At 65.5% G+C, this 26764-nt stretch carries 30 protein-coding genes and 2 tRNA genes; 20 read left to right on the forward strand and 12 right to left on the reverse strand.

Annotated features, from left to right (window positions below; translation table 11 throughout):
* Window positions 1–110 precede the first annotated feature (110 nt).
* Window positions 111–407, forward strand: a complete 297-nt coding sequence (locus DMB80_RS08990; RefSeq protein ID WP_111509536.1) for a hypothetical protein — start codon at window positions 111–113, stop codon at window positions 405–407.
* Here DMB80_RS08990 and DMB80_RS08995 read toward each other — a convergent pair whose 3' ends face one another.
* The 3 genes from DMB80_RS08995 to DMB80_RS09005 form a co-directional block, all read right to left on the reverse strand.
* On the reverse strand, window positions 408–1067 hold the full coding sequence (locus DMB80_RS08995) for an SAF domain-containing protein (protein WP_111509537.1): 660 nt from the start codon (window positions 1065–1067) through the stop codon (window positions 408–410).
* Window positions 1068–1136: 69 nt separating this feature from the next.
* On the reverse strand, window positions 1137–1490 hold the full coding sequence (locus tag DMB80_RS09000) for an FmdB family zinc ribbon protein (RefSeq protein WP_111509642.1): 354 nt from the start codon (window positions 1488–1490) through the stop codon (window positions 1137–1139).
* 72 nt (window positions 1491–1562) lie between these two features.
* On the reverse strand, window positions 1563–2150 hold the full coding sequence (locus DMB80_RS09005) for a 5-formyltetrahydrofolate cyclo-ligase (protein WP_111509538.1): 588 nt from the start codon (window positions 2148–2150) through the stop codon (window positions 1563–1565).
* A gap of 65 nt (window positions 2151–2215) precedes the next feature.
* Between DMB80_RS09005 and DMB80_RS09010 the strand changes: the two genes are divergently transcribed.
* From DMB80_RS09010 to DMB80_RS09035, 6 genes are all read left to right on the forward strand, one after another.
* On the forward strand, window positions 2216–3139 hold the full coding sequence (locus tag DMB80_RS09010; protein ID WP_046361877.1) for a UTP--glucose-1-phosphate uridylyltransferase: 924 nt from the start codon (window positions 2216–2218) through the stop codon (window positions 3137–3139).
* Window positions 3140–3201: 62 nt separating this feature from the next.
* Window positions 3202–4470: a molybdotransferase-like divisome protein Glp gene (glp, locus tag DMB80_RS09015; protein ID WP_111509539.1), complete on the forward strand. Its 1269-nt coding sequence runs from the start codon at window positions 3202–3204 to the stop codon at window positions 4468–4470.
* A 21-nt stretch (window positions 4471–4491) separates the two neighbouring features.
* Window positions 4492–5145, forward strand: coding sequence for a GNAT family N-acetyltransferase (locus tag DMB80_RS09020; RefSeq protein ID WP_111509540.1), 654 nt, complete (start codon window positions 4492–4494; stop codon window positions 5143–5145).
* Between the two features lie 153 nt (window positions 5146–5298).
* Window positions 5299–6312: a divisome protein SepX/GlpR gene (sepX, locus tag DMB80_RS09025; protein WP_111509541.1), complete on the forward strand. Its 1014-nt coding sequence runs from the start codon at window positions 5299–5301 to the stop codon at window positions 6310–6312.
* Window positions 6313–6364: 52 nt separating this feature from the next.
* Window positions 6365–6437: transfer RNA gene (locus DMB80_RS09030), tRNA-Ala, on the forward strand.
* A gap of 192 nt (window positions 6438–6629) precedes the next feature.
* Complete coding sequence (locus tag DMB80_RS09035; protein WP_162938462.1) at window positions 6630–8255, forward strand: ORC-CDC6 family AAA ATPase; 1626 nt, start codon at window positions 6630–6632, stop codon at window positions 8253–8255.
* 24 nt (window positions 8256–8279) lie between these two features.
* Here the strand turns inward: DMB80_RS09035 and DMB80_RS09040 are convergent, their stop codons facing one another.
* A complete protein-coding gene (locus tag DMB80_RS09040) occupies window positions 8280–9362 on the reverse strand; it encodes a tyrosine-type recombinase/integrase (protein ID WP_240431088.1) in 1083 nt (360 codons plus the stop codon).
* Window positions 9363–9435: 73 nt separating this feature from the next.
* Window positions 9436–9984: a hypothetical protein gene (locus tag DMB80_RS09045; protein ID WP_111509544.1), complete on the reverse strand. Its 549-nt coding sequence runs from the start codon at window positions 9982–9984 to the stop codon at window positions 9436–9438.
* A 60-nt stretch (window positions 9985–10044) separates the two neighbouring features.
* On the opposite strand from DMB80_RS09045, the gene DMB80_RS09050 reads away from it, so the two are divergent.
* The 5 genes from DMB80_RS09050 to DMB80_RS28065 all read left to right on the forward strand — a co-directional run bounded on the left by DMB80_RS09050 (window position 10045) and on the right by DMB80_RS28065 (window position 14402).
* A complete protein-coding gene (locus tag DMB80_RS09050; RefSeq protein WP_338043862.1) occupies window positions 10045–10299 on the forward strand; it encodes a helix-turn-helix transcriptional regulator in 255 nt (84 codons plus the stop codon).
* Between the two features lie 325 nt (window positions 10300–10624).
* Window positions 10625–12280, forward strand: coding sequence for an AAA family ATPase (locus tag DMB80_RS09055; protein ID WP_162938463.1), 1656 nt, complete (start codon window positions 10625–10627; stop codon window positions 12278–12280).
* 1067 nt (window positions 12281–13347) lie between these two features.
* Entirely contained in the window at window positions 13348–13605 is a 258-nt protein-coding gene (locus DMB80_RS09060) for a hypothetical protein (protein ID WP_111509547.1), read from the forward strand.
* On the forward strand, window positions 13602–14030 hold the full coding sequence (locus tag DMB80_RS09065; protein WP_162938464.1) for a hypothetical protein: 429 nt from the start codon (window positions 13602–13604) through the stop codon (window positions 14028–14030). Before DMB80_RS09060 ends, DMB80_RS09065 begins: the two co-directional genes overlap by 4 nt.
* 6 nt (window positions 14031–14036) lie before the next feature.
* On the forward strand, window positions 14037–14402 hold the full coding sequence (locus DMB80_RS28065) for a hypothetical protein (protein ID WP_162938465.1): 366 nt from the start codon (window positions 14037–14039) through the stop codon (window positions 14400–14402).
* Window positions 14403–15013: 611 nt separating this feature from the next.
* On the opposite strand, the gene DMB80_RS09075 is transcribed toward DMB80_RS28065, so the two are convergent.
* Both DMB80_RS09075 and DMB80_RS09080 read right to left on the reverse strand, forming a co-directional pair.
* The gene (locus DMB80_RS09075; RefSeq protein WP_111509550.1) at window positions 15014–15898 is read right to left on the reverse strand and encodes a hypothetical protein; all 885 of its coding nucleotides are present in this window, start codon (window positions 15896–15898) and stop codon (window positions 15014–15016) included.
* Between the two features lie 37 nt (window positions 15899–15935).
* Window positions 15936–16838, reverse strand: coding sequence for a hypothetical protein (locus tag DMB80_RS09080; protein WP_111509551.1), 903 nt, complete (start codon window positions 16836–16838; stop codon window positions 15936–15938).
* A 250-nt stretch (window positions 16839–17088) separates the two neighbouring features.
* Here DMB80_RS09080 and DMB80_RS09085 point away from each other — a divergent pair.
* Window positions 17089–17173, forward strand: a tRNA-Ala gene (locus DMB80_RS09085).
* Between the two features lie 40 nt (window positions 17174–17213).
* Here the strand turns inward: DMB80_RS09085 and DMB80_RS09090 are convergent.
* The gene (locus DMB80_RS09090; RefSeq protein ID WP_111509552.1) at window positions 17214–18677 is read right to left on the reverse strand and encodes a multicopper oxidase family protein; all 1464 of its coding nucleotides are present in this window, start codon (window positions 18675–18677) and stop codon (window positions 17214–17216) included.
* A 66-nt stretch (window positions 18678–18743) separates the two neighbouring features.
* A complete protein-coding gene (locus DMB80_RS09095) occupies window positions 18744–19151 on the reverse strand; it encodes a DUF302 domain-containing protein (protein ID WP_111509553.1) in 408 nt (135 codons plus the stop codon).
* 100 nt (window positions 19152–19251) lie between these two features.
* On the opposite strand from DMB80_RS09095, the gene DMB80_RS09100 reads away from it, so the two are divergent.
* From DMB80_RS09100 to DMB80_RS09110, 3 genes are all read left to right on the forward strand, one after another.
* Window positions 19252–19650, forward strand: a complete 399-nt coding sequence (locus DMB80_RS09100; RefSeq protein WP_111509554.1) for an ArsR/SmtB family transcription factor — start codon at window positions 19252–19254, stop codon at window positions 19648–19650.
* On the forward strand, window positions 19647–20651 hold the full coding sequence (locus DMB80_RS09105; RefSeq protein ID WP_111509555.1) for a cation diffusion facilitator family transporter: 1005 nt from the start codon (window positions 19647–19649) through the stop codon (window positions 20649–20651). Before DMB80_RS09100 ends, DMB80_RS09105 begins: the two co-directional genes overlap by 4 nt.
* Window positions 20652–20983: 332 nt before the next feature.
* The gene (locus tag DMB80_RS09110; protein WP_162938466.1) at window positions 20984–21697 is read left to right on the forward strand and encodes a PE-PPE domain-containing protein; all 714 of its coding nucleotides are present in this window, start codon (window positions 20984–20986) and stop codon (window positions 21695–21697) included.
* Window positions 21698–21700: 3 nt separating this feature from the next.
* Here the strand turns inward: DMB80_RS09110 and DMB80_RS09115 are convergent, their stop codons facing one another.
* Complete coding sequence (locus DMB80_RS09115) at window positions 21701–22117, reverse strand: DUF5313 domain-containing protein (protein ID WP_111509643.1); 417 nt, start codon at window positions 22115–22117, stop codon at window positions 21701–21703.
* 20 nt (window positions 22118–22137) lie between these two features.
* Window positions 22138–22632: a MarR family winged helix-turn-helix transcriptional regulator gene (locus DMB80_RS09120; protein WP_162938467.1), complete on the reverse strand. Its 495-nt coding sequence runs from the start codon at window positions 22630–22632 to the stop codon at window positions 22138–22140.
* An 89-nt stretch (window positions 22633–22721) separates the two neighbouring features.
* On the opposite strand from DMB80_RS09120, the gene DMB80_RS09125 reads away from it, so the two are divergent.
* Window positions 22722–23720 carry a GNAT family N-acetyltransferase gene (locus DMB80_RS09125; protein WP_111509557.1) on the forward strand — a complete coding sequence of 333 codons (999 nt, stop codon included), beginning with the start codon at window positions 22722–22724 and terminating at the stop codon, window positions 23718–23720.
* The gene (locus tag DMB80_RS09130) at window positions 23717–24565 is read left to right on the forward strand and encodes a shikimate 5-dehydrogenase (RefSeq protein WP_111509558.1); all 849 of its coding nucleotides are present in this window, start codon (window positions 23717–23719) and stop codon (window positions 24563–24565) included. Before DMB80_RS09125 ends, DMB80_RS09130 begins: the two co-directional genes overlap by 4 nt.
* 6 nt (window positions 24566–24571) lie before the next feature.
* On the opposite strand, the gene lpqN is transcribed toward DMB80_RS09130, so the two are convergent.
* A complete protein-coding gene (gene lpqN, locus DMB80_RS09135; RefSeq protein ID WP_111509559.1) occupies window positions 24572–25276 on the reverse strand; it encodes an envelope biogenesis lipoprotein LpqN in 705 nt (234 codons plus the stop codon).
* 135 nt (window positions 25277–25411) lie between these two features.
* On the opposite strand from lpqN, the gene DMB80_RS09140 reads away from it, so the two are divergent.
* Window positions 25412–26071: a DUF5642 family protein gene (locus tag DMB80_RS09140; RefSeq protein WP_111509645.1), complete on the forward strand. Its 660-nt coding sequence runs from the start codon at window positions 25412–25414 to the stop codon at window positions 26069–26071.
* Window positions 26072–26100: 29 nt separating this feature from the next.
* Complete coding sequence (locus DMB80_RS09145; protein WP_111509560.1) at window positions 26101–26760, forward strand: DUF5642 family protein; 660 nt, start codon at window positions 26101–26103, stop codon at window positions 26758–26760.
* The last annotated feature ends 4 nt before the right edge of the window (window positions 26761–26764 follow it).

Here is a 26764-nt window from a genome sequence, read left to right on the forward strand (position 1 = left end):
CTCCCGATCGCAGAATGCGGACTGACAGGGCTCCACGTTAGTCGTTACTGCCACCGATCGAACACTTTCTGCCACCGGAATGATCGGCCTGAGCTGCGGGTTTAACAGGCATGAACACAATCGGCATCGCCACCGCAACAGCCACCGCCCTCACCGCTGTGGCGCTGGGGCTGGTGGCACCGGCACTCGCCGCGCCCACCGCGGCCAGCGCCGAGGACACCATCAGCGAGCTGGAGGCCGCAGGCAACCGGGTCATCGTCACGCGCCAGTCGCGAGTTCCGCTCGACGAGGCGGCGGTGGTCAACATGACCACCGGTCCAGACATCTGGAAGCGGGTGTGGGACGCCAACTTCGAGGATCAGCATCTGACCAGGACGGGCAGCGTCATCTACCTGACCGTGAAGTGATCAGTGCAGCGTCACGGTGACGGCCTGCATCAGGGCCGCACCCGCCACCGTTCTGGCTGATGGAGACGGAAGGGCAACCAGGACAACACGATTGCCGTTCTGCGCGGTGATTCCGCCACTCTTGTCCGACACCAGAACAACGACCGCATCGGTCGCGATGATTCGAGCCTCGGTGTCGCTGCCGCCCGAAGCCGGGGCGGCCACCACGTCGACGACGTCGCCGGCACGCAGCAGATCGAGGAGTGCGGGATCAGCTAGCGGCAGAGCGACGATGCGAGCGTCGGGGCCGGCCGTCGATTCGGCCAGCCGTGGCCCGAGGAGGCGGACGTCGGTCAGCGCCTCACCACGGCGGGCGGGGCCGGCCAGCGTGCTCCCCGCGACATCGTCGACATGGGTTTGCGCTCCGTCCGGAACAGTTGCGGCGCTGCGTTGCTCGAGGCGCACGTCCTGCGCGCTCAGTGCGGTGCCGGGGGAGAGGTCTCGGGCGGCGACGACGACGTCGATGCGGTCGTCACGGGGATCGTCGCGCCACGCAGCGGCAGCGGCGAGCAGCACCAGGGCGCCGGCCAGAACGCGGCGAGCGGTCACAGTGCGCGACCAGTCGGGGCGCACTGCGCGAGACAGCCGGTGCAGTGCGGTGGGATCGAGCGAGCCGGACATGCGGCCACGCTAAGACGACAGGCGAGCCCCGTCAGCGGCTTGTTCGTGCCCTGTGGACAACGAGGCGGATCAGCTGGACGCGGCAGCTGCCGGCGCCGAGGACGAGCTCGAGGACTTCGACGAGCTGTCCGACGAACTCGACGAGCTGCTCGATGACGAACTCGAGGACGAGCTCTCCGAGGACGCGGACGAGCTGGACTCGGAGCTGCTGCTCTTCGCGCTGGAACCGGTCGAGCTCTTGCCGGACTCACGGCTGTCGGTGCGGTAGAAGCCGCTGCCCTTGAAGACCACGCCGACCTTGCCGAACACCTTGCGCAAGCGACCGTTGCACTGCGGGCACTCGGTCAGCGAATCGTCGGTGAACGCCTGCACCACGTCGAACTTGTTGTCGCACTCGGTGCACGCGTAAGAATAGGTGGGCACAGCTTCCTCCCAGGTCGTCACACTTGTTAGCACTCTACCGACTCAAGTGCTAGAACCGCCAGTGGGTGGTTGTCATTCCCGCCGCAGGTCGACGACGCCGAGACCGGGCGCCGCGGCGTGGGTCATCTGAACGTCGTGCGGGTCGTTGGGCAACTCCTCGACCAGTTCGTCGTCACGCACGATCGCCACCAGCGGCGCCGTCGCGGCCGCCCACTGCAGTGTCCGATCGTAGAAGCCGGCGCCTCGGCCCAGCCGCGTCCCGCGACGGTCCACGGCCAACGCAGGCACCAGCACCACGCTCGCCTCGCCCACCGTCTCTGCCGGCAGATGCGGCGGCGCCGGCTCGCGAAGCCCGAACGCCGCCCGGACCAGTGTGCCCGCACGGTAGGCGCCCCACTGCAGAGGTTGCGGCACGCCGTCGTCGTCCTGGCGCGCCACGGGCAAAAGCACCCGCACACCGCGGTCGGTCAATGCATCGAGCAGCTGCACCGAGCCGGGCTCCGTGCCGACCGGGACATAGGCGCAGACCGTCGAGCCGGGCGTCACCCACGCGAGCAGATGGCCGGTCAGGGCGGCGGCCTCGGTGGCGCGCTGGTGCGGTGTCGAGGCTGCACGCGCAGCAAGGATTGCGGCGCGTACCTGTGCTTTCGTCAGGGGCACTGAGTAGCCTTCCGCGTCCCGGGTATGGGGAGAACTACCGACCCCGAGAGGTTAGTGTGTGAACGATGAATCGGCCTGAAGTTCCCATACCGCGCACCGCGGTCGTCCCCGCCGCGGGGCTGGGAACCCGTTTCCTGCCCGCCACCAAGACGGTGCCCAAAGAGTTGCTTCCCGTCGTCGACACACCCGGTATCGAGTTGGTGGCCGCCGAGGCCGCCGAAGCCGGCGCCGAACGACTCATCATCATCACGTCCGAGGGCAAGGACGGGGTGGTCGCGCACTTCGTCGAGGATCTGGTGCTCGAGGGCACGCTCGAGGCGCGCGGTAAGAACGCGATGCTGGAAAAGGTGCGACGGGCGCCGGCGCTGATCAAGGTCGAGTCGGTGGTGCAGGCCGAGCCGAAGGGCCTCGGGCACGCGATCGGATGCGTCGAGGACAGCCTCTCGCCCGACGAGGACGCGATCGCGGTGCTGCTGCCCGACGACCTGGTGCTGCCGACGGGTGTGCTCGAGACGATGTCGAAGGTGCGCGCGAAGCGCGGCGGGTCGGTGCTGTGTGCCATCGAGGTCGATCGCGAGGACATCAGTGCCTATGGCGTCTTCGACGTCGAGACCGTCCCCGACGCCGCCAACCCGAATGTGCTGCGGGTCAAGGGCATGGTGGAGAAGCCCAAGGTCGAGGACGCGCCGTCGCCGTACGCGGCGGCCGGCCGCTACGTGCTCGACCGGGCGGTCTTCGACGCGCTGAGGCGCATTCCGAAGGGCGCGGGCGGCGAACTCCAGCTGACCGACGCCATCGCTTTGATGATCGAAGAGGGCCATCCGGTGCACGTCGTGGTCCACCGCGGATCTCGACACGACCTGGGAAATCCCGGGGGCTACCTCAAGGCTGCGGTTGACTTTGCGTTGGAGCGAGACGACTACGGGCCCGAATTACGGCGGTGGTTGGTCGAGCGGCTGGGGCTCGGGCAGGATTCGGCCGAGCACTAGCGCCACCGATCACGCGTATCTTCTGCGGAGCGCGTAGGCGCTCAACAGAAGAAAGGCATCCTGTGCGTTCGGTGGAGGAGCAGCAGGCCCGGGTGGCCGCGGCCGCGGTGGCGCCGCGGCCGGTGCGGGTGGCGATTGCCGAGGCGCAGGGGTTGATGTGCGCCGAAGAGGTGGTCACCGAGCGGCCGCTGCCGGGGTTCGACCAGGCGGCCATCGACGGGTACGCCGTGCGCAGCGTCGACGTCCTGGGAATCGGTGGTGGCCCGGATGGCGGTGACGGTGACGAGCCCGAGAACCGCGACCTCAGCCTTCCGGTGATGGGCCTGATCGAGGCGGGCTCGCGGACGCCGAGTCGGTTGCAGCCACGGCAGGCCGCGCGCGTGCAGACCGGCGCGCCGATGCCGACGCTGGCCGACGCGGTGCTTCCGCTGCGGTGGACTGACGGCGGTGAATCCCGGGTGCGCGTGTTGCGTGGCGTGCGCTCGGGGGCGTACGTCCGCCGGACCGGCGACGACGTTCAACCCGGGGACGTGGCCGTGCGGGCCGGGGCGATCATCGGCCCGGCGCAGGTCGGCCTTCTGGCCGCGGTGGGCCGGGAGCGGGTGCTCGTGCACCCTCGGCCGCGGTTGTCGGTGATGTGCGTGGGCGGTGAGCTCGTCGACATCTCGCGAACCCCCGGCAACGGCCAGGTCTATGACGTCAACTCCTACGCATTGGCCGCCGCCGCCCGGGACGCCGGCGCGGAGGTGAACCGCGTCGGCATCGTGCCCACCGATCCCGCCCAATTGCGTGAGGTCGTCGAGGGGCAGCTGAGCCGGGCCGAAGCGGTGGTGATCGCGGGGGCGGTCGGTGGCGCGGCCGCCGAGAGCGTGCGATCGGTGCTCGCCCAGCTGGGTGACATGGAGGTGACCCGCATCGCGATGCACCCCGGTTCGGTGCAGGGCTTCGGTCAACTCGGACCCGACGGCTTACCGGTGTTCCTGCTGCCCGCCAATCCGGTCAGCGCGCTGGTGGTCTTCGAGGTGATGGTGCGGCCACTTCTGCGTCTGTCGCTGGGCAAGCGGCAGCCGATGCGGCGCGTCGTGCAGGCGCGCGCGTTGTCGCCGATCACGTCGGTGGTCGGCCGCAAGGGATACCTGCGGGGACAGTTGATGCGCGACCAGGACACCGGTGAGTACCTGGTGCAGGCGCTCGGCGGTGCCCCGGGCTCCTCGTCTCATCTGCTGGCCACGCTGGCGGAAGCAAACTGCCTGGTGGTCGTGCCCAGTGACGCCGAGCAGATCCGCACCGGCGAGATCGTCGACGTCGCGTTCCTGGCTCAGCGCGGCTGAGACCCGAATCCGCCTTCTGTGATGAATCTCCTCGGCGCCCGTTCGCAGCACCCAGGGTGGCCGCAGCCCGTGGGCCCGCTGCGGGTCGCCGCGGGCGAAGTGCGACTGCGGCCCGTGCGCCTGCGCGACGCCGCGCAGTGGAGCAGGATCCGGTTGTCCGACCGCGCGCATCTGGAGCCGTGGGAACCCTCGACGGACATGGATTGGCAACTGCGCCACGCAGTTTCGTCGTGGCCCGCGGTGTGCTCGGGACTGCGGGCCGAAGCTCGCAAGGGGCGGATGCTGCCGTATGTGATCGAACTCGACGGGAAGTTCGCCGGCCAGTTGACCATCGGGAACGTCACCCACGGCGCGCTGCGATCCGCGTGGATCGGGTACTGGGTGGCGCGGGAATTCGTCGGGGGAGGGGTCGCGACCGGAGCGTTGGCGCTGGGTCTGGACCACTGCTTCGGGCCGGTGATGCTGCACCGCGTGGAGGCAACGGTGCGGCCGGAGAACGGGGCGAGCCGGGCGGTTCTGGCAAAGGCCGGTTTCCGGGAGGAAGGCCTGCTGCGGCGCTATCTGGACGTCGACGGCGCGTGGCGGGACCACTTGCTGGTGGCGCTGACGATCGAAGAGGTCAACGGCTCGGTGACCTCTGCACTGGTGCGTGCGGGGCGGGCGTCGTGGGCGTGACCGCTCCTTTGCCCGGCCAGCTGTGGCTGATGTGACACGTGTGACGTTTGGTGCTTGTACTCAGCGAATTACAGGTGTGTAATTGTCCCGGCGCGCCGCTCACGGATGCGCTGGTCGAACAGACCTAGCCTGATGGGGAAAGGAGCAGGCGCCATGCCAAGCATCCCCCAATCTCTCCTCTGGATCTCCCTTGTCGTGCTCTGGCTGTTCGTGCTGGTGCCGATGCTGATCAGCAAGCGCGACGCCGTGCGACGCACCAGTGACGTGGCGTTGGCCACCCGGGTGCTCAACAGCGGCGCCGGCGCGCGACTGCGCCGTCGCGGTGGGCCGGCAGCCGGGCATCGCAGCGATCCGCACTGGCAGCCCGCCGACGACGACGAGACGCAGGCCGACGACGCGCCGGGCCGTTCGGTGGTCATGGTGGCCGACGACACGCGCGACGCCGACGAGCCCGACTACCTCGACGTCGACGTCGTCGAAGAGTCCGGTGCGCTGCCCATCGCGGAAGCGGAGCAGACGGCCGACGAGCCTCTCGTCCGAGCCCACAGCGAAGACTCAGAAGACCTCGAGGATCTCGAGGATGCCGAAGAGCTGTCCGCGGCCGATGACGACGAACCGCAGGCGGAGCTGCCGGACGATGACGTCCGCGCCGAGGACGAGTACGAGTACGTCGACGACTCCTCAGGTCTCGAGCCGCCGGCCGATCCCGGACTGCGCGGCGCCGACTCGCTCAGTGAGGCGCGGCGCCGCCGGCGTGAATCCGCCACCGCTGCGGCAGTCAGTGCCCGCAAGTACCGTTTCCGGGCGCGCACGCTGGCGGTGATGGCGGTCTTGATCCTCACCAGCGCGGTGGCAGCGTTCACCTGGTCGGCGTCGATGTGGTGGGCCTGCGGCACCATCGCGGCGATCACGCTGCTGTACCTGGCGTACCTGCGGCGTCAGACCCGCATCGAGGAGCAGCTGCGGCGCCGCCGAGCGCAGCGCATGGCGCGGTCGCGCCTCGGGGTCGAGAACACCAGCGATCAGGAGTTCGACGTCGTCCCTTCGCGGCTGCGCCGACCCGGCGCCGCCGTCCTCGAGATCGACGACGAGGACCCTGAGTTCGAGCACCTCGAGTACGTCGCCTTCGCCCGCCACTACGACCTGCCGCGGGCGGCGGGGCAGTAGTCCAGGCGATTTCTGCCGGTGACCGGCGACTGGTAGCCTGCTACCGGTATCAGGGGCTATGGCGCAGTTGGTAGCGCGACTCGTTCGCATCGAGTAGGTCAGGGGTTCGATTCCCCTTAGCTCCACAGAAGAAATTGCAGGTATCAGCAATATTTTTGTTTGCTGCATTTCACCTCGTTGGAGGTACGGCCCGCAGACGGCCCGCAGACGGGGTTCGCGCGCACGCACCGTGTTGAGAAACCGGTTCTGCTCCGGATGCGGTGTACTCGTCGAAGTCTGTGAGGACGGGCGCGCCCGACTTACCTTTGAATAGGAGCATGATGGCGACCACGCGTGAACTGCTCACCGCACTGCAAGCAATTGACAAGCGGGCAGAACGCACGGCGGACGAATACGTGGTCGCCACATATGTCGATGACTCCTCCCTCGTTGGTGCTTTAACCACTACGGACAACGGCATCATCTCCGGTCGGCGCGGCACAGGTAAGACTCATGCCCTCAAATATTTGGCGGAGACGCGCCGTAGCCTTTCTGACACGGTCGTGTATATCGATATGGAACAAGACATCGGCTCTACTGAGGGCCGCTACGTCGATGCTTCCCTATCACTGGAAGAGCGTGCGACTCGCCTCGTTGTCGATGTGCTTAGCATCGTCCATGATGCGTTTCTGGAAGCAGCGTTCCAGGGCGGGGCCGACGCTGGCATAGAGTTGCTCGACCAAATGATGGATCATTTTCGGGAAGTCGTTGTAAAGAAAGAAATTACGCAGTCCGGAACCGTTAAAGAGTCCGAGAACGTCAAAGATGCAGCGAAATTGGGCCTAGGGGCACAGGGGCTATCTGCAGGCCTCGGAGTGGAAGCCGCAACCGGTCACAGTTCTGAGCTGACCGAATCTGGTTCTGGCTCTTTGCGTCATCGGATCAGTTTCGGGGGTGTCAATGGGTTGATGCGCCGATTCTTAGCCAGCATGGGCCCAAAGCGTTTTTGGATTTTGTTGGACGAGTGGAGTGGCGTTCCGCTCGACCTCCAGCCGTTCCTGGCCGAAATGCTTCGAAAGCTGTTCTTCGGGCTTCCGCAGGTGACAGTGCGCATCGGAGCGATACCACACCGCTCTAACTGGCGTATTCCCGGGGAGCAAGGCCAATATCTGGGCGTTGAGGTAGGTGCTGAACTCTTCCCGTTGCTCGATCTCGACGAGTTTGTAGTTTTCCCGGCTCGTACCGGAGCTGAACAAGCTCGGAGATCGCGGGCGTTTTTCCAAAATCTGATTTTCCGACACTTGAACTACGCCCTGTCCACAATGAAATTGCCGCCGTTGTCTAGCACAAGCGAGATGATGTCGCTTATGTTCACCCAGGTCACGTCGCTGAACGAACTTGTTAGGGCGGCCGAAGGTGTGCCCCGCGACGCGCTCAACGTTCTTGGGCGGGCGGCGCTGCGGGCTGGCGGGGAGAAGATTTCGGTTGACCATGTCCGTCAGGCGGCGGCGCAGTTGTACCTGACGTCGAAGGCAACGCAACTCAATGGAGTGCCGCAGGCTCGTGATCTCCTGGAGAAAATAAACGAGGATGTGATTGGCGTGCGCAAGGCGCGAGCTTTTCTCCTTGATCGCGATCAAGCAAACCACCCTTTGATACAGAAGCTAGTCGACGACCGCCTCCTGCACGTGATCAAGCAGGGGTATTCAAGCAAGGATGGGCAGGGCAAGCGCTACGACGTTCTTCAAATCGACTACGGGTGCTACGTGCACCTGCTCGGGACTGCGGCGGCGCCAACCACTCTGATAGGCGAAGACGTGCACGAAGCTAACTTGCTTGAGGCCCTGTACGGGGATGTGACCGTTCCCGAGGACGACTATCGCGCTATCAGACGCGCAATTCTTGACCTCCCCGAGATACTCGACGTGATTGATGCTTCAGGCAGAGAAGGCGCAGCCCGCTGACGAGAGCGTGACTGAGAGGCCCGCTTATCTGCAAGCCGCCCTGATCGCCGCGTCCAACTCGACCGCAACCGCGTCGAGATCGGTGTCGAACAGGTCCGCATAGGTGTCCAGCGTCATCGAGGCTTTCGCGTGACCGAGCATCCGTTGCACCGCCTTTACATTGGCCCCGGCACTGATCGCCAGCGACGCCGCCGTGTGCCGCAGATCGTGGGGCGTGATCGTCGGGAACGTCTCGTCGGACTTCTGACACGTCGCGACGGCCGGCGCAAATACACGCGCACGCCAGTTGGAGTTACGCAGCACCCCGCCGCGCTGGTCGCCGAACACCAGTGCCTCCCGCGCCTTCCGGACCATCAACGCGGACAGCTCGTCAGCTAGTAGGGCTGGGAACGGCACTGAGCGACGCTCGTGGGTCTTGCCTGGTGTCCACACCAAACCGCCCGATTCGGTGACCGAGCGTGCCACGTTGACGCGGCGACGCAGCATGTCGAAGTCCTGCACCCTCAGCGCGGCCATCTCGCCCCACCGCAGACCCGTGTACGCCAAGAACCGCACGACGGTGGCGTCCCGCTCGACCGCATCCGCCAGCGCGACCACCTGCTTGTGTGTGAGGTAGCCGCGATCGGCATGCTGGCGTTTGGGCAGCTTTACGCCGTCACAGGGGTTGCGAGGGATGCGTGAGTCCTCGACGGCCGCGCCGAGCACCTGGCGTAGCAGCCCAAACGCGTTCTCGATGCCAGGGACGCCGAGACCGTCGGCCTTGAGCTTTGCCACCCATGCCCGCACGGCGGCGGTCTTGACGTCGCCGACTGCGACGCGACCCCACTGCGGCTCAACCCTGCTGTGCCAGGCACTCTTTCGTGTGGCAGCCGTCTTGGCGCTGATATGACCTTGGGATGCTGACCACGACGAATAGACCTCCGCCACGGTGAGCACACCGGCACGTGGCGGCACGTAGGTGCCTGTCGCGACCTTCGCAGTGACCTCGGTATCGAGCCATGTCTTGGCTGCCCCTTTGGTGTCGAACGACTTGGATTGCTCGGAGCCGTGATCATCGACCCAGCGGGCCTGCCACCGGAGACCCCGCCCATACTTTGAGCTGGGCACGCGTTTTTCGTTGCCGTGCTCGTCGCGAATTGTCTTGTGCCAGCGGTCTTCTACACCTGATCGTCGGTTGCGGCTAGTCACCGATGAGTCCCTTCTCTTTGGCCAAGCTGACGTAGCGAAGCGCGGTGCGCGTGGATACGTCGAACGCCGACTTGATCGCCTCGGTGCGTGCGCCCTCGGGTGCATCGTTGTGGATCTCGGCGACCCGTTTCAACAGGTCCGGAGTCACCTTGCGCCGGGATTTGATCTGGTCGACGCGTTTGCGGTCGCGAACGTAGTTGCGCCGGTGCACGAGATTCCCGTGTTCGTCATAGTCGACACCGCTCAAACCGAATGCCTCACTGCGCAAATCGTCAATCTTGATTGCTGCTAAATCCTTTGCGCGCAAGAATGATTCACCGCCTTCAATCTCGATGCGTACGCAGCCAGGAATCCCGTCGCGGACTTCGAACACGAGTCGATAGCGAGGGGTGTTGTTGGTGTAGGTGATCTGCCGGAATGCGTATCCATCGCCCATGGGCACGATCGTGTCGTCGGTGACGGCGACGACCGCAATCGTGTTCTTGTCGTCGTCGCAAATGAGAGTCGTCGGTGCCTCGGTCAGCACGATCCGCTCGGCCATGAGCTATGCCCTCTCCGTGTATGCCATTGAGAACTTCGCTAGTGACATACGCAAACACTAATGGCATATGCCATTGTGGTCAACACAGGCCACGATGGCAAACCGAATCAGCGAAGGACGACCATGGATACGGATAACGAATATCTCAGCTGCCATGACCTGGAGGCGCTCACCGGCACCAAGGCCAGCACGTGGCGTTACTGGGCCATGATCGGTCAAGGGCCAGCCTCGTTCAAGATCGGACGCCGCCGCGTCTGGAAGCGCGGCGTCGTCAAGGCATGGCTGGCGGCGCAGGAAGAGGCCGCGTCGGTGTGAACATCGACGAACGTCGCCAGTACGTGTTACGTAGGTGTCGCGCACCACTAACCTGGCGACGCCAGTTGGGGTTTCGGTGCCACTCACACCATTGGGTCACCGCGTTCGACTTGCAGTTTCGTTCGGCTGCAGCAATTTACGGAAAAAAATGGATAAAAAGCGTTGTACAACAACGGTTGGCGCGCATCAGACGCCAGGTGTACATACAGCAGAGAGGCCCGGGGGCGGCCCGGGCCTCTCGGCGCATCGATACTTTCGAAGGAGATCAATGCATGACCATCGTGACAGCACCGAGGGGTGAACGCAACCGGCGCGCGGTGACGCGGTGAGCAAGTCGAACGACTGCCGCCTAATGCCCTGGGAACACTACCTGGGACTTAGTACCGAGGACGAGCCGCTGGCTAGCTGGGCTGTCTTCAGCGATCAGATTGCTCTCCATACCAGCGCATCCGACGACCAGGACGAGTCGGTGCTGGCCGCCGAGAACATAGCCACCTTTAGTGCCTGGCGCGCGAAGCGTGATGCCACGCGGCTGGCCGCGCTCGACAGGGCACCGTCTGGGGACCAAGCTGTCAATCGCGCGCGCGGCCTCTTGCGTTGGCGTATGGACATGTTGGCGCACACACCGCGCGGTGCCCGTGATAACGAACTCACCGCCGCAATCTACTTCTGTGGGAAGTTCGTCAACGACGGCTTGTTGACTGAACAGGAGATCGTCGAGGCGGTCATCGACGCCGAGGCGGTCAACGGTCACGCGGCAGACGACAACATGACCCCCGATAAGCTCACCCATACGGTCCGTCGTGGGCTCAATAAGGCGGCGCGCGAAGGCATCCACGTCGATTGGTCGCAATTTCCCGACAACAGCACATGGACGGCCAACGAAGTGAAGGTACGCGAGAATCGTCGCCTCATAGCCGAACTGAAATCAGAGGCCGGTGAATCGAACAGTAGTGGTAACCGCCGAACCGAGAATGATTCAGTCGACGGTGACGGCGATGAGGATGTTTTGCCGCGTATGCTCACCGGCTTGTTGTGTCGATCAGACCTGAGAAACCTGCCGAAGCCAGAACCGTTGATTGACAACGTGTTAGATAAAGGTACCGTCGCGATGCTCTATGGCCACCGGGGCACCTACAAGTCCTTTATCGCTCTGGACTGGGCTGCAAGCGTGGCCACCGGACGCAAATGGCAGACCCGCGCGACAGACAAGCAGAAGACGCTTTATATCGCGGCCGAAGGGGCTTTCGGATTCGGGGGCCGCGTCGATGCCTGGGAAACCGGCTGGCACGTCGAGATCGACGACGAGATGTTCGCCGTGTGGCAGAGACCGGTCAACCTCACCCGAGCCGCTGATGTCGCCGATTTGATGGCCCTGGTGGGATGGAGCGGATACGGCTTCATCGTCGTCGACACGATGGCCCGTTGCATGGTTGGCGCCGACGAGAACAGTGCCAAGGACACCGGACTGGTCATCGACAACATGTATCGCATCCTCGACGCCACACCAGACAGGCGAGGTGTCGTGCTGGGTGTGCACCACAGCGGCAAGGACAAGAAGACCGTTCGTGGGTCCTCGGCGTTGGAGGACGGTGTCGACACTCTCTATCGCACCGCGCGCGACGAAATGGCTGTGCTGCTCAACCGTGAGAAGCGCAAGGACGGCCCGGAGCTAGACGCTCATCAACTGACCCTAGACCCGATACCGGGTACCGGCTCGGTGGTCCTGAAGGCGTTCAACGCGGGCACGATTCCCGCCGAGATGGACGACAAGACAGTGAGACTCAAGGCGTTCATGAACGAGCGCTTTCGGATCACCGGGGTCTCTCAGGCGAACCTGCGAGATATGGTGACCGGGGACGGCATGATGTCGCGGTCCACCTTCTACCGCGTTGTCGGTGAACTGGAAGAATCCGGCTGGCTAGACAATCTCGGATCGGAGAAGAGGCCGATATACCGCGTTGCTCTACCCGACGACTAGCAAACCCCAAGACGCAGCGTGTCCAGAACGTCCCATGGTCATGAGACGTTTTCGGTCTCAACGGGCTGAATGTCTCATCTCCGTCTCACGGTCGTCGCATGACCGCACACTCGGTGACTTGGTTTGTATCTTTCGAAACCGCCAGGTGAGAGCGACTTTCGCAGACCATTAAGTGAGCGTCCCGTCTCATCGCGTCTCACGTCGTCTCATCGCCGCCCAGGCGTCTCGTCTCACCCCCCTCTTTAGGGGGTGAGACGTGTGACGAGTTTCGGGGAGACCTGAGACCAGGAGGCACCCCGAACACGGTTCAGGTGCAAAGTGTGTGGTCCGCCGCAGATGCGATCAACCGCGTCGCCGTCGCCTCGTACCCTCGGGCGCATGCTGCTGGATGACGTACTGGCTGCCATCGCGGGGCCCTCGCTGCCCGGGGCCGCATGCCTTGGGCAGCACGAGCTTTTCGACAGGGCAGTCACCGACGAGGCTGCGCGGGAGAGCGCCCTGGCGGTGTGCCGTCGGTCCCGCGTTGGCTCGTTGCGCCGATCGGGTGGATGTGGCCAGCTTCCCGTCAGGAGCGGTGTTAGCCGGTCGGGTGGTCGGCGGCCCGAAGGCGGTTCGGCCTCCGCGACCGCCGCGCCCGAAGCTCGCCCCCGAGGAGGTCGCCGCCCGTCGCAAGGCCAGCGCCGACGCCGCGCGTCGGCGACGAGGACGCGCCCGCGTCGAAGCGCTGCGTCAGGAGCGACGGGCAGTACGACAGGCCGCGCGCTGAGTGTCTGGAGCGGGCCGTTCCCGGGGCTGTGGGCGATGCTGGGCCACGAACTAGTCCGGGCCGGGGGTGGGTGTATCAGCCAGGGGGTTGACTCGCTCCTGAGGGCTGAGTCGGCATGACTCAGCTCGACCCGACTGTGGGCACATACGCGGCATCTGGGGGTACATACGCGGGATCTGGGGGTGCACAATGCCTTTCGTGTGCGCAATTGCAACAGAAGATGCCCCCCGACCTCTGGCGTCGGCGCAGGTAGTGGGCTTACCATCGGCGGCACAACTCAAGGTGTGAAGGACAAACTCATATGAATCATTGCCACGCCGATGTGACGGCCCCCGGATTCGCCCTCGATGCGTACGGCGACATCATGTGCGCGGACCTGCACAACGTGCAGCATCGCCTCGACCACTATGCGACCTTTGCCGTCTCGCCCTACGGCCTCCTTAGACCATCAACGCTGCGGATCAACCGGATTCGTCTATTCGATGACCTTCAGGATGCGTTCGCCGACCTAACTGGCCAGCATCACCGACTGCTCGCTTTGGAGGGCACCGCAGCATGACCGAAGTAGCATTTCCGATTGGCATTGTTGCCTATGAGATTAACGTCGGCACAAGAGAGTTGGAACAACTATGTGGCGATGTCATGGTCCGCAACGAGTACGGGATGCGTTGCATCCCCGGCGATGTAGTGCGCGACCTGATTGCTGAACGTGGCGCCAAACTTGACGCGGAACGTGAGGCACGCCGACGGGACGCTGAAGACTTGGCCGAGATGAGCGAGGTCAAGAACACCCGCCGCCGTATCCGAGCCCTGCGCGCCAAGCAGGAACGCCTCGGTACCGACGGTGATGCGGAGCTATCTCAAGGCGCCATGGCCGCAGTCACTTTCGAGCATCATACGGAACGCATGGATCGGGCCGGCCTGGCTTGGCAAGAGCAGAAAGATGGCACGGGAACCTACCATCGAATAAGTGAAAGAGAGTGATCACCAATGGAATACACTGGAGTTATCGGACCGCCGTCGCTCATGCGACACTTCGCGGCACGAGCCGCCGCCGACGAGCGAGCGCAACGTCATGCAAAGGTATCTGAATTACGCACGCGTGCAACGACACTCATTGACCAGATCGATGACTTGCTGGCCGGTCACCAACGCCACGTCGACCATGGTCATCGGGCCGTCGATCGTCCTGCCCCGCTGTGGGATGAACAGCGCGGCGAGTCGGTTCTGTTCGGCGGGCCGCTGAATTTCCGCGACGCTCGGGGCAACGATAGCGGGCGGCAGCAGTTCGCCGCGTTTGGCGGCGAGGTCCTCGGCTTGGAGGAGCGAGCCTGCCGGATCGTCTCTGTTCGCTGAAGGGCTGTCGCACAATGAGAAGCCGTCGGTCGGGGCGCGGAGAGTCTGCACTAGAAGCGTTGAGCGGCGACAGTTCGGACCTGGAGCCAGCACGACGCTCGCGAATGTAGGCCTGTCGCGTAAGCCCACGAAATCGTCTGTTGCGCTCGGGATTTGCCATTCTTCCGAGGCCAACGCCATCAGATGACGACGTGGGCCCCTGCGCGCCCGCGCCCCGACCGACCAGCAAACATCATGCGAACCTCGATGCCTCGGGCAACGGTCGTCTCCCGAAGGGGGAATGTGTATTAATCGCCAAAGGTGAGCCAGGACAGTGTGATTCAGCGGTGTTTGCTGCAAGCGGTTTGGCGCTGCAGGTGAGTTTGCTGCACAGCGAATTTAATTCCTTGAGCTGCGACGATGAGGCCGTTTTCTATTGCTGCAAGTCGCCCGAGGCAGAGTCGGGGTCGCGGATATACCTGGTATTTCAGGGGTTCCGAAAAACCCTTGTCGCCCTGCACAATTTGAGACGCCAAAGATGCTGTGGGACAAAGAAATTTAGTTGGTCAGAAGGGGCCCGGGGTCGCTCCCTGATCGCGGCTCAGCGTGGGCCCCAGAGCCGGGGAGGTGTCCTACGCCACGGACAGCGACTCCAGCCGCGCGACCGCGTTCTCGGCGACGAGGAGCGCACGAAATGCCATGTCCAGCAATCGATCAGGGTTGCCTTCGGGGGTCACGCTTATCGTGCCGGTTGTCGGGTTTGGCTCAGGATCATTAACGACCAAGGTGGAGCCCAGCGGGACCGCCCACGGTCGCGCGTGCGCGTAGCCGCTCAGCACCTGCCACGAGCTGAGCAACACCAACTCTGGGTCCCATCCGCCCACGCCTATCGCGGGTGTGCTTGTTCCCGCAGCTCGTACCATGTCGGAGTCGCTGGTCAGGCGCTGTCCATAGGTCCGACGGGTGAAAGCCGTCTCGGGCTGAAGAAGCGTATTAGCCTGTTGGACAAGCCATTCCTGGCGACGTTGCAACTCACTTCGCTGATTCTCGTAGGCGGTCCACTCCGAAGCTGGGCGCTGTTGGTGCATCGGTTCAGCGGCTGCCGTCGCCATCCACGTCAGATGCGACTTTATATCGTTGAACATGAATTCCATGGCGCGACAGCGCCGTTCGACAGTACTCTCGGCCCCCACGATCCATAGAGCAGTAGCGGCACCGGTCGCCGCCGTCCTGATAAGTGTGGCCTGCGCGTAGGGGTAAGTTTTCTCGTGCTTCCGCAGACTCCACGCAAGAAATCGCAGGTGATCAAGGGCGCTCAGCAGAAGCTGGCACACGTCCTGACTCACAGTGCGGCGGATCGGGTGAAAGAAGACGTCATCGGCGAAAATGACTGATTTTCTGGCAATTTCGATCGATGTCAATCGAGCAATGGCCGCCTCAGTGCGGTCGGTCAGCCACTGAACGCCGGTTTCTATAGGCGTAGAGGCATCGTCGCCCCCAGTATCATTCGGGGTCATGTGGCCGCGTTTCGGTTCCGGTGACCGATTCGATAGCTCACTGTGTGCTTTCGCCCAGCCGAATGGCCAGCGCGCCAACAACATGCACAAGCATCCAGGCGTCACTCATGCCGACGTCCGGATCGCCGCGATGGGCTTCACCTTGATTGCGTTTAGCGGCAACCCAATGGACTGTTCTGATGATGGACTCGGTCAACGGTGTGTCCGTTCCTACCAAGAGGCCCTTTCTTCTGGCTGACGCCACAAGGTCTCCGAGCGCGCCGCCCTCGCACCCCAGTGCAGTAAGCACCTCCTGGAGTGCCGTGGCTGCGTCGGTGATCGCGTCCGCAGCATCTTGGTTCCTCAACTCCCGCAGCGCATTCTGATAGGCCCGCTCTGCGCCCGCAAAGCGCGGCTGACTGTTGAGTAGGTACAGCGTGGGCACGACGACGGAGTCGTGCATCTCGTGCGAGTCGATCGGCACGAGACGGCTGTTGTGGTGAAGGTGCAGGCCGACGAGGTGGGCCGGAAAGATGCGGTTAACCCGGGTCTGAAACTCGCTGGCAAGTTCGTGAAGGCTGCGGGTATCCCACACATCGTCCGTGCGCCCGTATGCGTTGCCGAACCCGCCCGAGGCCTCTGCGAGCGAAACCAGCGCCTCGTGTTCGGCTTCGATCAGGGACAGGAGGCGTTCGTTGGTGTTGCCCGAGCTATTCGTACGCATCGCGTCAGGACGGAGTGACCAACCAATCGAGCGGACCAGCCGCGCCGGGATGAAGTCGTCTAGAAAGGCGCCAGCGTCCCTGTTGAGGCTCTCCGTGATGTCCTCCCACGCCAGCCCTAGCTTCACGCGAGCGGCCATGTCGAGATGCTCTGTCCACTGCACCGCGCCGGACGCCAAAGCTGCCTCTTGAGCCTTCCGGCGCAGCCGCTCGGCGTACAGCTCCTCCCCGTACTCCACCCGCTTCAGCGTGCCAGATGGGCGAGCCCGAGCGTGGCTGGTTGGCGGCGTGTCTCAGCAGATCGGGGCCGCCGCGCGAGGAGGGCAGGGGCCGACGCACACGGTCGGGTGAGCAGCGTTTGCTGGGTAGTGCAACCGCTATACCCGGCCCGCAGTCGGGCCCGCAGGAGATTCCGTCCAGGTTTGAGACAGCCAACTAAGCCAACGGTTCCTCCCCACTTTGACCTGCAGTGATGTTGCATGGCCAACAGAGCTTGAATCAGCAAACGCCCAGGTCGGCGTATTTCGACTCGTTCGCATCGAGTAGGTCAGGGGTTCGATTCCCCTTAGCTCCACACATTTCATTCATGTCGTCGGCGGCCACCCGCCGGCTCGTCATCCCGTGTAGTCCAGGCTGGTCATCATGTCGGCTGCCTGGTGGTAGGTGTTGTGGCAGTGCAGCATCCAGATTCCGGGGTTGTCGGCGACCAGTGCGACGCCGACGTTCTGTCTCGGCTGGACGATCACGGTGTCCTTGCGGGCGCCCGGGCTCCCGTCGGCCCTGACGACCTGGAAGGTGTGGCCGTGCAAATGCATGGGATGCCACATCATCGTCGTGTTGGCGAAGGTCAGGGTGGCCGTCTGCCTCTGGCTGATCCCGAGGGGTTGGTGCTTTTCGTAGGGCTGCCCGTTGATGGCCCAGTCGTAGCGCATCATGCCGCCGGAGAGTCGGGCCGCGAGTTTCACGTCGGAATGCCCCGACCACAGGTTCGCCTCGGGGGCCGCGGTGAACATGCTCACGGTGCCCACCCGCCCGGTCAGCTCCGTCGGTGTGAACGCAGGATCGGGCGGGCTGCCCGCCCCGGTGGTCAGCAGCGCCCGGGCGAGTGCGTCCTTGCCTTCCGCGGCCGCGACCAGCGCGAACACGCCATCTCCTGCGGTGACGACGACGTCGTAGCGTTCGCCCATGCCGATGAGCACCGCGTCGACGTCGGCGGGTGCGACGGGGTAGCCGTCGGTGTGCGTGACGGTCATCGTGTGGCCGGCCAGGGCGACGCGGAACGCGGTGTCGGACGCGGCGTTGACGAAGCGAATCCGTATGCGCTGCCCGGGCTTTCCGGGGAAGCTGGTCGGCGCCGCCGGAACACGCCCGTTGATCAGGTAGGCCGGGTACCGCACGTCGCCGGCGTCCCCGCCGAGCAGGCGCGAACCCATCCCGCCCATGCTCGGCATGTGGCCCATGCCGCGGGTGCGAAGACCGTCGAGGATCTGCTGCGGGTCGGGCCCGACGCCGTCGGTCCAATCATCGAGTACGACAATCCATTCCGCGTCGTAGTCGCCGGGTTCGCGTGGGTCGTCGATGATGACCGGCAGATAGAGGCCGTAGTCGGCGTCGAGGCCGGTGTGGGGATGCGCCCAGTAGGTGCCCGGGCGAGGCGCGGAGAACCGGTAGGTGAACGACTGCCCGGCACTGATGTCGGGCGTCGCAGGGGCCGCTCCGTCCATGTCGTTGCGCAGCGTGATGCCGTGCCAGTGCACCGACGTCGGGTGATCGAGGCGGTTGTGCACCGTCACCGCGATGTCGTCGCCGACGTCGGCTCGGATCAGCGGGCCGGGCACGCTGTCGCCGTACACCAGGGTGCGGACATTCACACCGCCGAGGTCGACGGCTGAGCGCTGCGCAGTCAGCGTCGCCGACACGGCGCGGCCTGAATGCGGACGCTGCGCTTCGGTGCGCTCGATCGCTGCCGTCAGGTCGAATCGGGCTGTGCTGGGCGACGAGGGGGAGCGGCCACAGGCCGTCAGCGCCGCGGCCGCGGCGACGGTGCCCGAGAGGAACGCGCGTCGACTGCAGGCCATGGGAGCAGATCTACGCTCGCCGGTGTGTCCCGGCTAGGGTCCGAGGTCCCCGTCGGATACCGAGGTTCAGTCGGCGTCAGAGCCCAGAGATGCGATGGCCGACCGCAGTTTTCGTGCCGCCTCGTCGGCGACCTCGCGAAGCTCGGGGTTCTCGGAAACCTGCACCATGACCTTCGGGTCCATCGCGTCGACGATCACCGCGCCCTGCTGTGACGGATCGGTGCGCACGACGACGTTGCAGGGGAGAAGCAGCCCGATCTGGCGTTCCGCTTCGACGGCTCGGTGTGCGAGCGGGGGATTGCAGGCGCCGAGAATCAGATAGTCCTCCATGTCCTCGCCGAGTTTCGTCTTCAGGGTGGCCTTCATGTCGATCTCGGTGAGCACGCCGAAACCTTGCTCTGCGAGCGCGTGACGGGTCCGCTCGACCGCGTCCGCGAAGGACGTGTGCACGGTGGTCGACAGCGCGTAGCTCATGTCTGCTCCTTGGTTGGGCACGTCGTCGGGCTCCTCCCGCGATACTACTGGGGGTATCCGGCGGTTGCGAGACGACGAGCGGCCTCTCTACTATCTGCGTATGCATGCAGATAAAGGTGGATGCACTCGGCGGCTGCCCGATGACCAGGTCGACTTGGTCGTCGAGGTCTTCCGCATGCTCGCCGACCCCACGCGGGTGCAGGTGCTATGGGCGCTGGGCAGCCGAGAGATGTCGGTCAGCGACCTCGCCGGCCACATCGGGAAGCCCGCCCCTTCGGTGTCCCAGCACTTGGCGAAACTGCGCATGGCGCGTCTGGTCCGTACCCGACGCGAGGGCACCACGATCTACTACAGCCTGGACAACGAGCACGTGCGGCAGTTGGTCACCGACGCCGTCTTCAACGCCGAACACGCCGGACCCGGTGTTCCCGGCCATCACCGCGACGACTCCGAGCTCGCGGTCCTGCATGCCGAGACGAACGGAGGGCAGCGGGCATGACTCACGAGGCTCACCATCACGACCACGACTCAGACCATGGCCACCACCATGACCACGATCACGGCACCACGGTCGGCGGTGCGTTGCGGGAGATCTTCGCCCCGCACAGCCACGACGCAGGCGACAGTATCGACAGCGCGCTCGAATCGAGCGCCGCCGGAATTCGCGCGGTGAAGGTCAGCCTGCTCGTCCTCGGTGCCACAGCGCTCGCCCAGATCGGGATCGTCGCCATCTCGGGGTCGGTGGCGCTGCTCGCTGACACCATCCACAACTTCTCCGATGCACTCACCGCGATTCCGCTGTGGATCGCGTTCGCCCTGGGTACCAGGGCGGCGACGCGGCGCTACACCTACGGATTCGGCCGCGCCGAGGATCTCGCCGGCCTGTTCGTCGTCGCGATGATCGCGCTGTCCGCAGTCATCGCGGGCATCGAGTCCGTGCACCGCCTGATCAACCCGGTGCCCATCGAGCACGTCGCCTGGGTCGCCGTCGCGGGCCTGGTCGGTTTCCTCGGCAACGAGTGGGTCGCCCTGTACCGGATCCGCGTCGGCAGGAAGATCGGCTCAGCGGCTCTGGTCGCCGACGGATTGCATGCTCGCACTGACGGATTCACGTCGCTGGCGGTGTTGTTCGGCGCAGCCGGCAGTGCATTGGGCTTCCCTCTCGCCGACCCCCTGATCGGGCTCGTGATCACCGTCGCCATCCTCGCAGTGCTGCGCACGGCGATTCGCGACATCTTCCGTCGTCTGATGGACGGGGTGGATCCGCGGTTCGTCGACACCGCCGAGGCGGCGCTGGCGGCCGAACCGGGCGTCACCTCCGTCCGCAGCGTGAAGATGCGGTGGATCGGGCATCGCCTGCACGCCGATGCCGAACTCGACATCGACCCGAACGTCAGTCTCGCCGATGCGCATCGCATCGCACACGAAGCTGAACACACGCTGACGCATGCGGTGCCGAAACTGGCCTCGGCGCTGGTGCATGCCTATCCCGCGAGATAGCTCACTGAAACACCACCGGATTACCTCTTACGGAACGGGTTCCATCTCTGTGCTGCCGAAGGTGCGGCGTCATGACCGCCGCACCACTGGCCGGCGGGCACGCTACGGCGCACCGCGTCGACATGGTTCCCACAGCCCGACCACGTCGTCTTTCCGCACGTGCGGCACTGAACTGCTCGGCACATGATGTGTCCTTTCTCCGTTGAGGCTTGTCTCCGAATATACCCCATGGGGTATCTGTGGCAGCGTCCGCCAGTTCGGACGTAACCTTGAACTCTGCGATTGCGATGCAATGGCAGACCCGTATTCGGCCGGCACAAGGAAAAGACGCGATGAGACCACGCTTGGTGATTCTCGCGACCGTGATGATGGCGCTGTGCGGCGTCACTCCCGCGATCGCCCATGCCGACGTCGATGACGGCGCCGGTTCCGGAGCCCATGTCGCCGTGCTCGCCGGAGCGCTCGACAGGCCAGAGCGGACCATGCAGCAGCTGCACGGCTCGCTGTGTGCGCCCCCGAACGTCTGCGAGCCGATCAACTACATGAACGTCGGCCTCGCGGGCCCGGCCATCGGTCAGGCCAGCCTCGACGACGGCGTGGCCAGGCTCGACGGATGGATCAGGAACACCCCGGGGCCCAAGATCGTGTTCGGGCACTCGCTGGGCTCCAACGTCATCAACCGGTGGCTGCGCCAGTTCTCGTTCGACCCGACCGCGCCGCCGCCCAGCGAGCTGCGGTTCGTCACCACCGGTTCCCCCGAACGCGCGGGCACCGGGTTCGTCTACACCGATCCCGAGGGCAAGAACCGCTGGCGCGCACCTCAGGGGTTCGGCATCCCGCCGAACACCCCCTACAAGGTCGTGGACATCTGCCGGAAATGGGACGGCTTCTGCTACTACATCCCCGGCGACGAACGCTCGATCGACGGCCAGATGAGCAAGCGGCACACCGACTACTCGGACATCAACATCGACGATCCGGCGAATCAGGTCACTGTCAACGGCAACGTCACCGAGGTGTTGGTGCCCACGCCCGGCTTGGGCTGATCGCTAGAACGGGCTGCTGTTCTGCTGCCATTCGGCTGATTCGGGCCGTGCGCCGAAGCGGCGGGCGTAGTCCTCGTGCATCTGCGCCTGCTTCTTGCGCTTGATGACGTCGACGAGATTCGGGTCGAGCCCGTGCACGGCGAGGCGGTGCCGCCGCCACGGCTTGTTCAACGCGAGCGCCATCAGCACGGCCCACACATAGATGGGCGCCGTCATCTCCAGGTGCATGTAGAGGTTGACCGGGATCAGCCAGAACGGAGCCAGGACGAAGATCGGCGGGATCGAGTAGCGGATCATGTGCCGGCGGACCGCACCCTCGCCGGCGAGGTCCTCGGCGACCCAGCGCTGCATGGACTTCGGCAGTCGCCGCCCGTAGATGTAGGTGAAGTACTGCCATTTACTCGGCTTGTCGCTGGACATGTCGGCTCCTCGGGTGGGGTTCATTCGTACAGGGCGCCGGCGGCCAGGGCGGCGGTGTTGACGCGGGTCAGGGCGCTGCGGAGTTGTTCGAGCTCGGGCAGGTCGACGCCGAGCCGGGCCACGACTGCTGCCGGTATCGCGAGTGCCCGTTCGCGCAGAGCGATGCCGTCGGACGTCAGCTCGACGTCGGTGGCGCGCTCGTCGGTCGCGCTGCGGGTGCGGGTGATCAGTCCGAGCGCCTCGAGGCGTTTGAGCATGGGAGACAGTGTGGCGGAATCCATCTGCAGTGCGGTGGCGATCTGCTTGACCGACATCGGCGCAGGGTCGTCCCCGGCTGCTTTTCGGTGGTCCCAGAGGGCGAGCATCACCAAGTACTTGGGGTGGGTCAGGCCCAGCGGCTCCAGGAGTGGCCGGTACACCGCCAGTACGGCGCGGTTGGTGACCGCCAGCGCGAAACACACCTGCTGCTCGAGGGCGAGCGGGTCGATGTCGGCGGCTGCGGTCACAACAATCATGGTGCCCTAATAGTTAGTGCCCTAGCAATATGCCCGCCGTCACACGTGCCACCTTGCCGGGTGCCGACAGCCGCCCGTAGCCTCGAGAGATGCCGGGGGTGACTGCCGTGGAAGCCGACGACCTCGCCGCTCTCGATGTCTTCGCCGGCGCTGCGGTGCCGACGTTGGTGCCGCTGGCCGAGCAGTTGCGTCCGCTGTCGGCGGCCCCCGGCCAGGTACTCATGCAGCAGGGCGAGCTCGCCGTGAGCTTCCTGTTGATCGGGTCCGGGCACGCCGAAGTCAGCCACACCGGTGTCGACGGTCACGACACCGTGGTCGACGTGAGCCCCGGGCTGATCGTCGGCGAGATCGCTCTGCTGCGTGACGCTCCGCGCACCGCCACGGTGATCGCCACCGAGCCGTTGACCGGTTGGGTGGGCGGCCGCGAAGCCTTCGCCACGATGCTCGAAATCCCCGGCATGATGGACAAGCTGGTGCGCACGGCACGTCAGCGGCTGGCCGCGTTCATCACACCGATCCCGGTGATGATGCGCGACGGCAGCATGTTTCACCTCCGCCCGGTGCTGCCGGGCGACACTGCGCGCATCGCGCAGGGGGCGGTCGAATTCTCCAGTGAGACGCTCTACCGCCGCTTCCAGTCCGTCCGCTCACCCACCAAATCCCTGATGAGGTACTTGTTCGAGGTGGACTACCTCGACCACTTCGTGTTCGTGCTGACCGAGGGTGTGGACGGTCCCGTCGTGGCCGACGTACGGTTCGTGCGCGACGAGCGCTATCCCGAGGAGGCGGAGATCGCCTTCATCGTCGGGGATGCCTATCAGGGCCGGGGCATCGGAACGTTTCTGATGCGCGCCATCTCGGTGGCCGCGTACGACGACGGTGTGCGCCGGTTCACCGCGCGTGTGCTGTCGGACAACATGCCCATGCGGGCGATCCTCGACCGGTTCGGGGCCGTCTGGCATCGCGACGATCTGGGCGTCGTCGTCACCGAGATCGATGTGCCCAAACCCTCCGAGCTGCCCTTCGACGCCGAGCTCGTGCAACAGATCCGCGACGTGGCGCGCCAGGTGATCAGGGCCGTCGGATGAGCCCGGCCCATCGCAAACCGCCGCTGAACAAAGACACCCGCGTGTGCATCTCGCTGGCCGGGCGCCCGAGCAACATCGGCACGCGGTTCCACAACCATCTGTACGACGTGCTCGGGCTCGACTTCCTCTACAAGGCGTTCACCACCACCGACATCGTCGCCGCCATCGGTGGCGTCCGCGCGCTCGGCATCCGCGGATGCTCGGTGTCGATGCCGTTCAAGGCCGACGTGCTCGCGCTCGTCGACGAGGTGGAGCCCTCGGCGCAGACGCTGCAATCGGTCAACACGATCGTCAACGACCTTTCTGCGCCGGGTGGCAGACTGACCGCGTCGAACACCGATTACCTCGCCGTGCAACAACTCATCGACGACAACGGCCTGACCTCGCGACAGTCGGTGCTGATCCGGGGCAGCGGAGGGATGGCCAGCGCCGTCGGGGCGGCGTTCGCCGACCGCGGTTTCCGGGCCGGCACGATCCTGGCGCGCAATGCCGACGCCGGCCGGGCGCTGGCGGACCGGTTGGGCTACTCCTACCAATCCGACAGCGGCGCACCGCACACCGCCGACATCGTCGTCAACGTCACCCCGATAGGAATGGCGGGCGGCGCCGAAGAGCACGACCTGGCCTTCGACGAGCAGGCAATCCGCAACGCGCACACCGTTTTCGACGTCGTCGCGCTACCGTCCGAGACGCCGCTGATCGCTGCCGCGCGTCAGGCCGGGATCGGCGTGATCACCGGCGCGCAGGTGATCGCGCTGCAAGCCGCCGAGCAATTCGAGCGCTACACCGGGGTTCGCCCCACCCCGGAGCAGATCGCCGAAGCATCGGCGATCTCTCGGGCCTGACGTCGGTCAGGGCGTGATCTTGGCTTGGTCGTCGATCGCCGACGTCGCGTCCATCAACGCATTCGCCTCGTCCGGGGTGCCCTCGGCGTTGATCTGCAACACGTACAGGCCCTCTTGCCCGGGGATCACCACGGTCTTCTGGGCGACCATCCGCTGCGCGCCGTCCTTGGTGTACGTCCCGCCGATGACCGTCGCGTCGAAGCCACTGAGCTTGTTGGGCTGACCCGCTCCGGGGCCATCGAAACCCGGCAGCGTGCGCAGCTCACCCGGCGCCACCTCGAGGACCTTGGCCGGGTCCACATTGCCCGTCAGCTTGATCACCTTGGTGACGACCGTCGCCGGGTCGGCGACAGGCGGGTCGGAGGTGAACACCGACGCCGAATACGAGCCCTCGGGGGCGTTGCTGCCCATGTCCTCCCACCCTTCGAGGGTCGGCAGCTCGATCGTCGGAGAGCCGGCATCGCCCGGCATCACCGGGGTCTCGACGATGTTGTTGTCGCGCACGTAGTCGGCGAGCGTGACAATCGGCGCGGGCGGTGCCGACGACGTGGGCGGTGCGGCCTGCGCCGAGGATGACGCCGCCGATGACGATGTCGCCGACGAGGATGCGCTGGACGCACTACCTGAGGTGTCCGAAGAGCAGCCCGAGAGGCCGATGCCGAGAGTGAGGGCGGCCAGTGCGATGAGCCCGGCCCGCGCAGAGGTGGTCATGTCGTCTCCTGTCCGCCGATGGCAGCGCGAGCATAACCGGCCGAACCGACGATCCAGTCGATTGTGGTCGCACGACATCCCGACAATGAGGTGTCGATCGACCCTCGAGGCGTTGCGGCGTGGTATCAACAGCGCGTGCGGTTGGCCTCCGGCATGGTTGCTGTGGCGTTGGCGGCGGGCCTGACCGCCTGCTCGTCAGCCCCGGCTCCGGTGGCCGGCGCCCCGTCCGCCGCGAACGCTGCGGCGCCCATCAACCCGGCCCGGGTCGAGCGCAGCCGCGCGGCGCTGCCCGACGGCTACGAGATCACCGCCTACCAGGGCCCACCGGCGCCGGTGGCGCTGTGGGGCATGCGTGTCCCCGCCGTCACGGAGCCGCCGCAGTGCGCCGCGCTCGCGGCGCCGGCCGCCGACCCGTCGACCGCACGCGGCTGGTCGGGTTCCGGGCCGGGTGGCATCGCGTACGCGGTCGTCGCCGGCGTGCCTGCCGGCTCCCAGGTGTTGCCGCACGACTGCGGCAGCTGGACCGTGTCGGCCGGCCCGACGACAGCCACCGTCGTCGGCGTGCCCGCGCCCCGCATCGACGGCGCCGACGTCGTCGGAATGCGAACCGACGCCGTCACCGTCGTCGAAGGCGGAACCGAAACCCGGCTACACGCACAGACATTCATCGCCACACTGGGCGACTACCTGTGTCTGGTGTCGCTGGTCACCGACCCCGGATCGCCACACCCCGCGTTGGCGCCGGATTTCGCCGCGCACCTGCTCACCGAAACGGTGGCGGCACTGCGCGGCTGAGCCGTAGGCGGGCGGGTACATTGGCGGCGATGTCGTACTCGAAGTCGATGGCGCTGCTGCTGTGCGCAGGGCTGCTGGCCTCGTGTGGAGGCAAGTCCGACGACTACTCCCGCGCCGACATCGCCCGCGTCAAGGACCTCAGAAGCGAGTTCCCGGCGCCGTTCACTGTGAAGGATGCCGGACCGGCAGCCATCGACCCGCGCCTGCTGGCCGGCCAAAAGCTGCCTGCGGGGCTGACTTTCGATCCCGCGGAGTGCGGCAAGGTCACCCAGCAGCAGACCGTTCCGGCCGACGTCAAGGGGAACATGGCGGCGCTCACCGCCGAGGGGGACGGTGTCCGTTACGTCGTGATCGCCGTCGAGACCTCCGGGCCTGTTCCCGTGCCCACGCCCAGCGACCAGTGCCACAAGGTCACCGTCGCGGGCGCGGGCATCCGCGGACTCGTCGAAGTGGTCGACGCGCCCGACGTCGACGGCGTCCAGACGGTCGGCACCCACCGGGTGTTGCAAACCGTCACCGCCGAGGGGCCGCGCACCGGAGAGCTCTACAACTACGTCGCGCATTTCGGCACGTTCATCGTGATCGTCACCGCCAATCCGCTCGTGCAAGCCGATCGGCCCGTTGCCCGCATCGACACCGGACGTGCCCGCGATCTCGTCACCAAGGCCGTCGAGCTCGTCAAGGGCTGACGGG

The organism is Mycobacterium kyogaense (assembly GCF_003254575.1).
GTDB classification, from domain to species: Bacteria; Actinomycetota; Actinomycetes; order Mycobacteriales; family Mycobacteriaceae; genus Mycobacterium; species Mycobacterium kyogaense.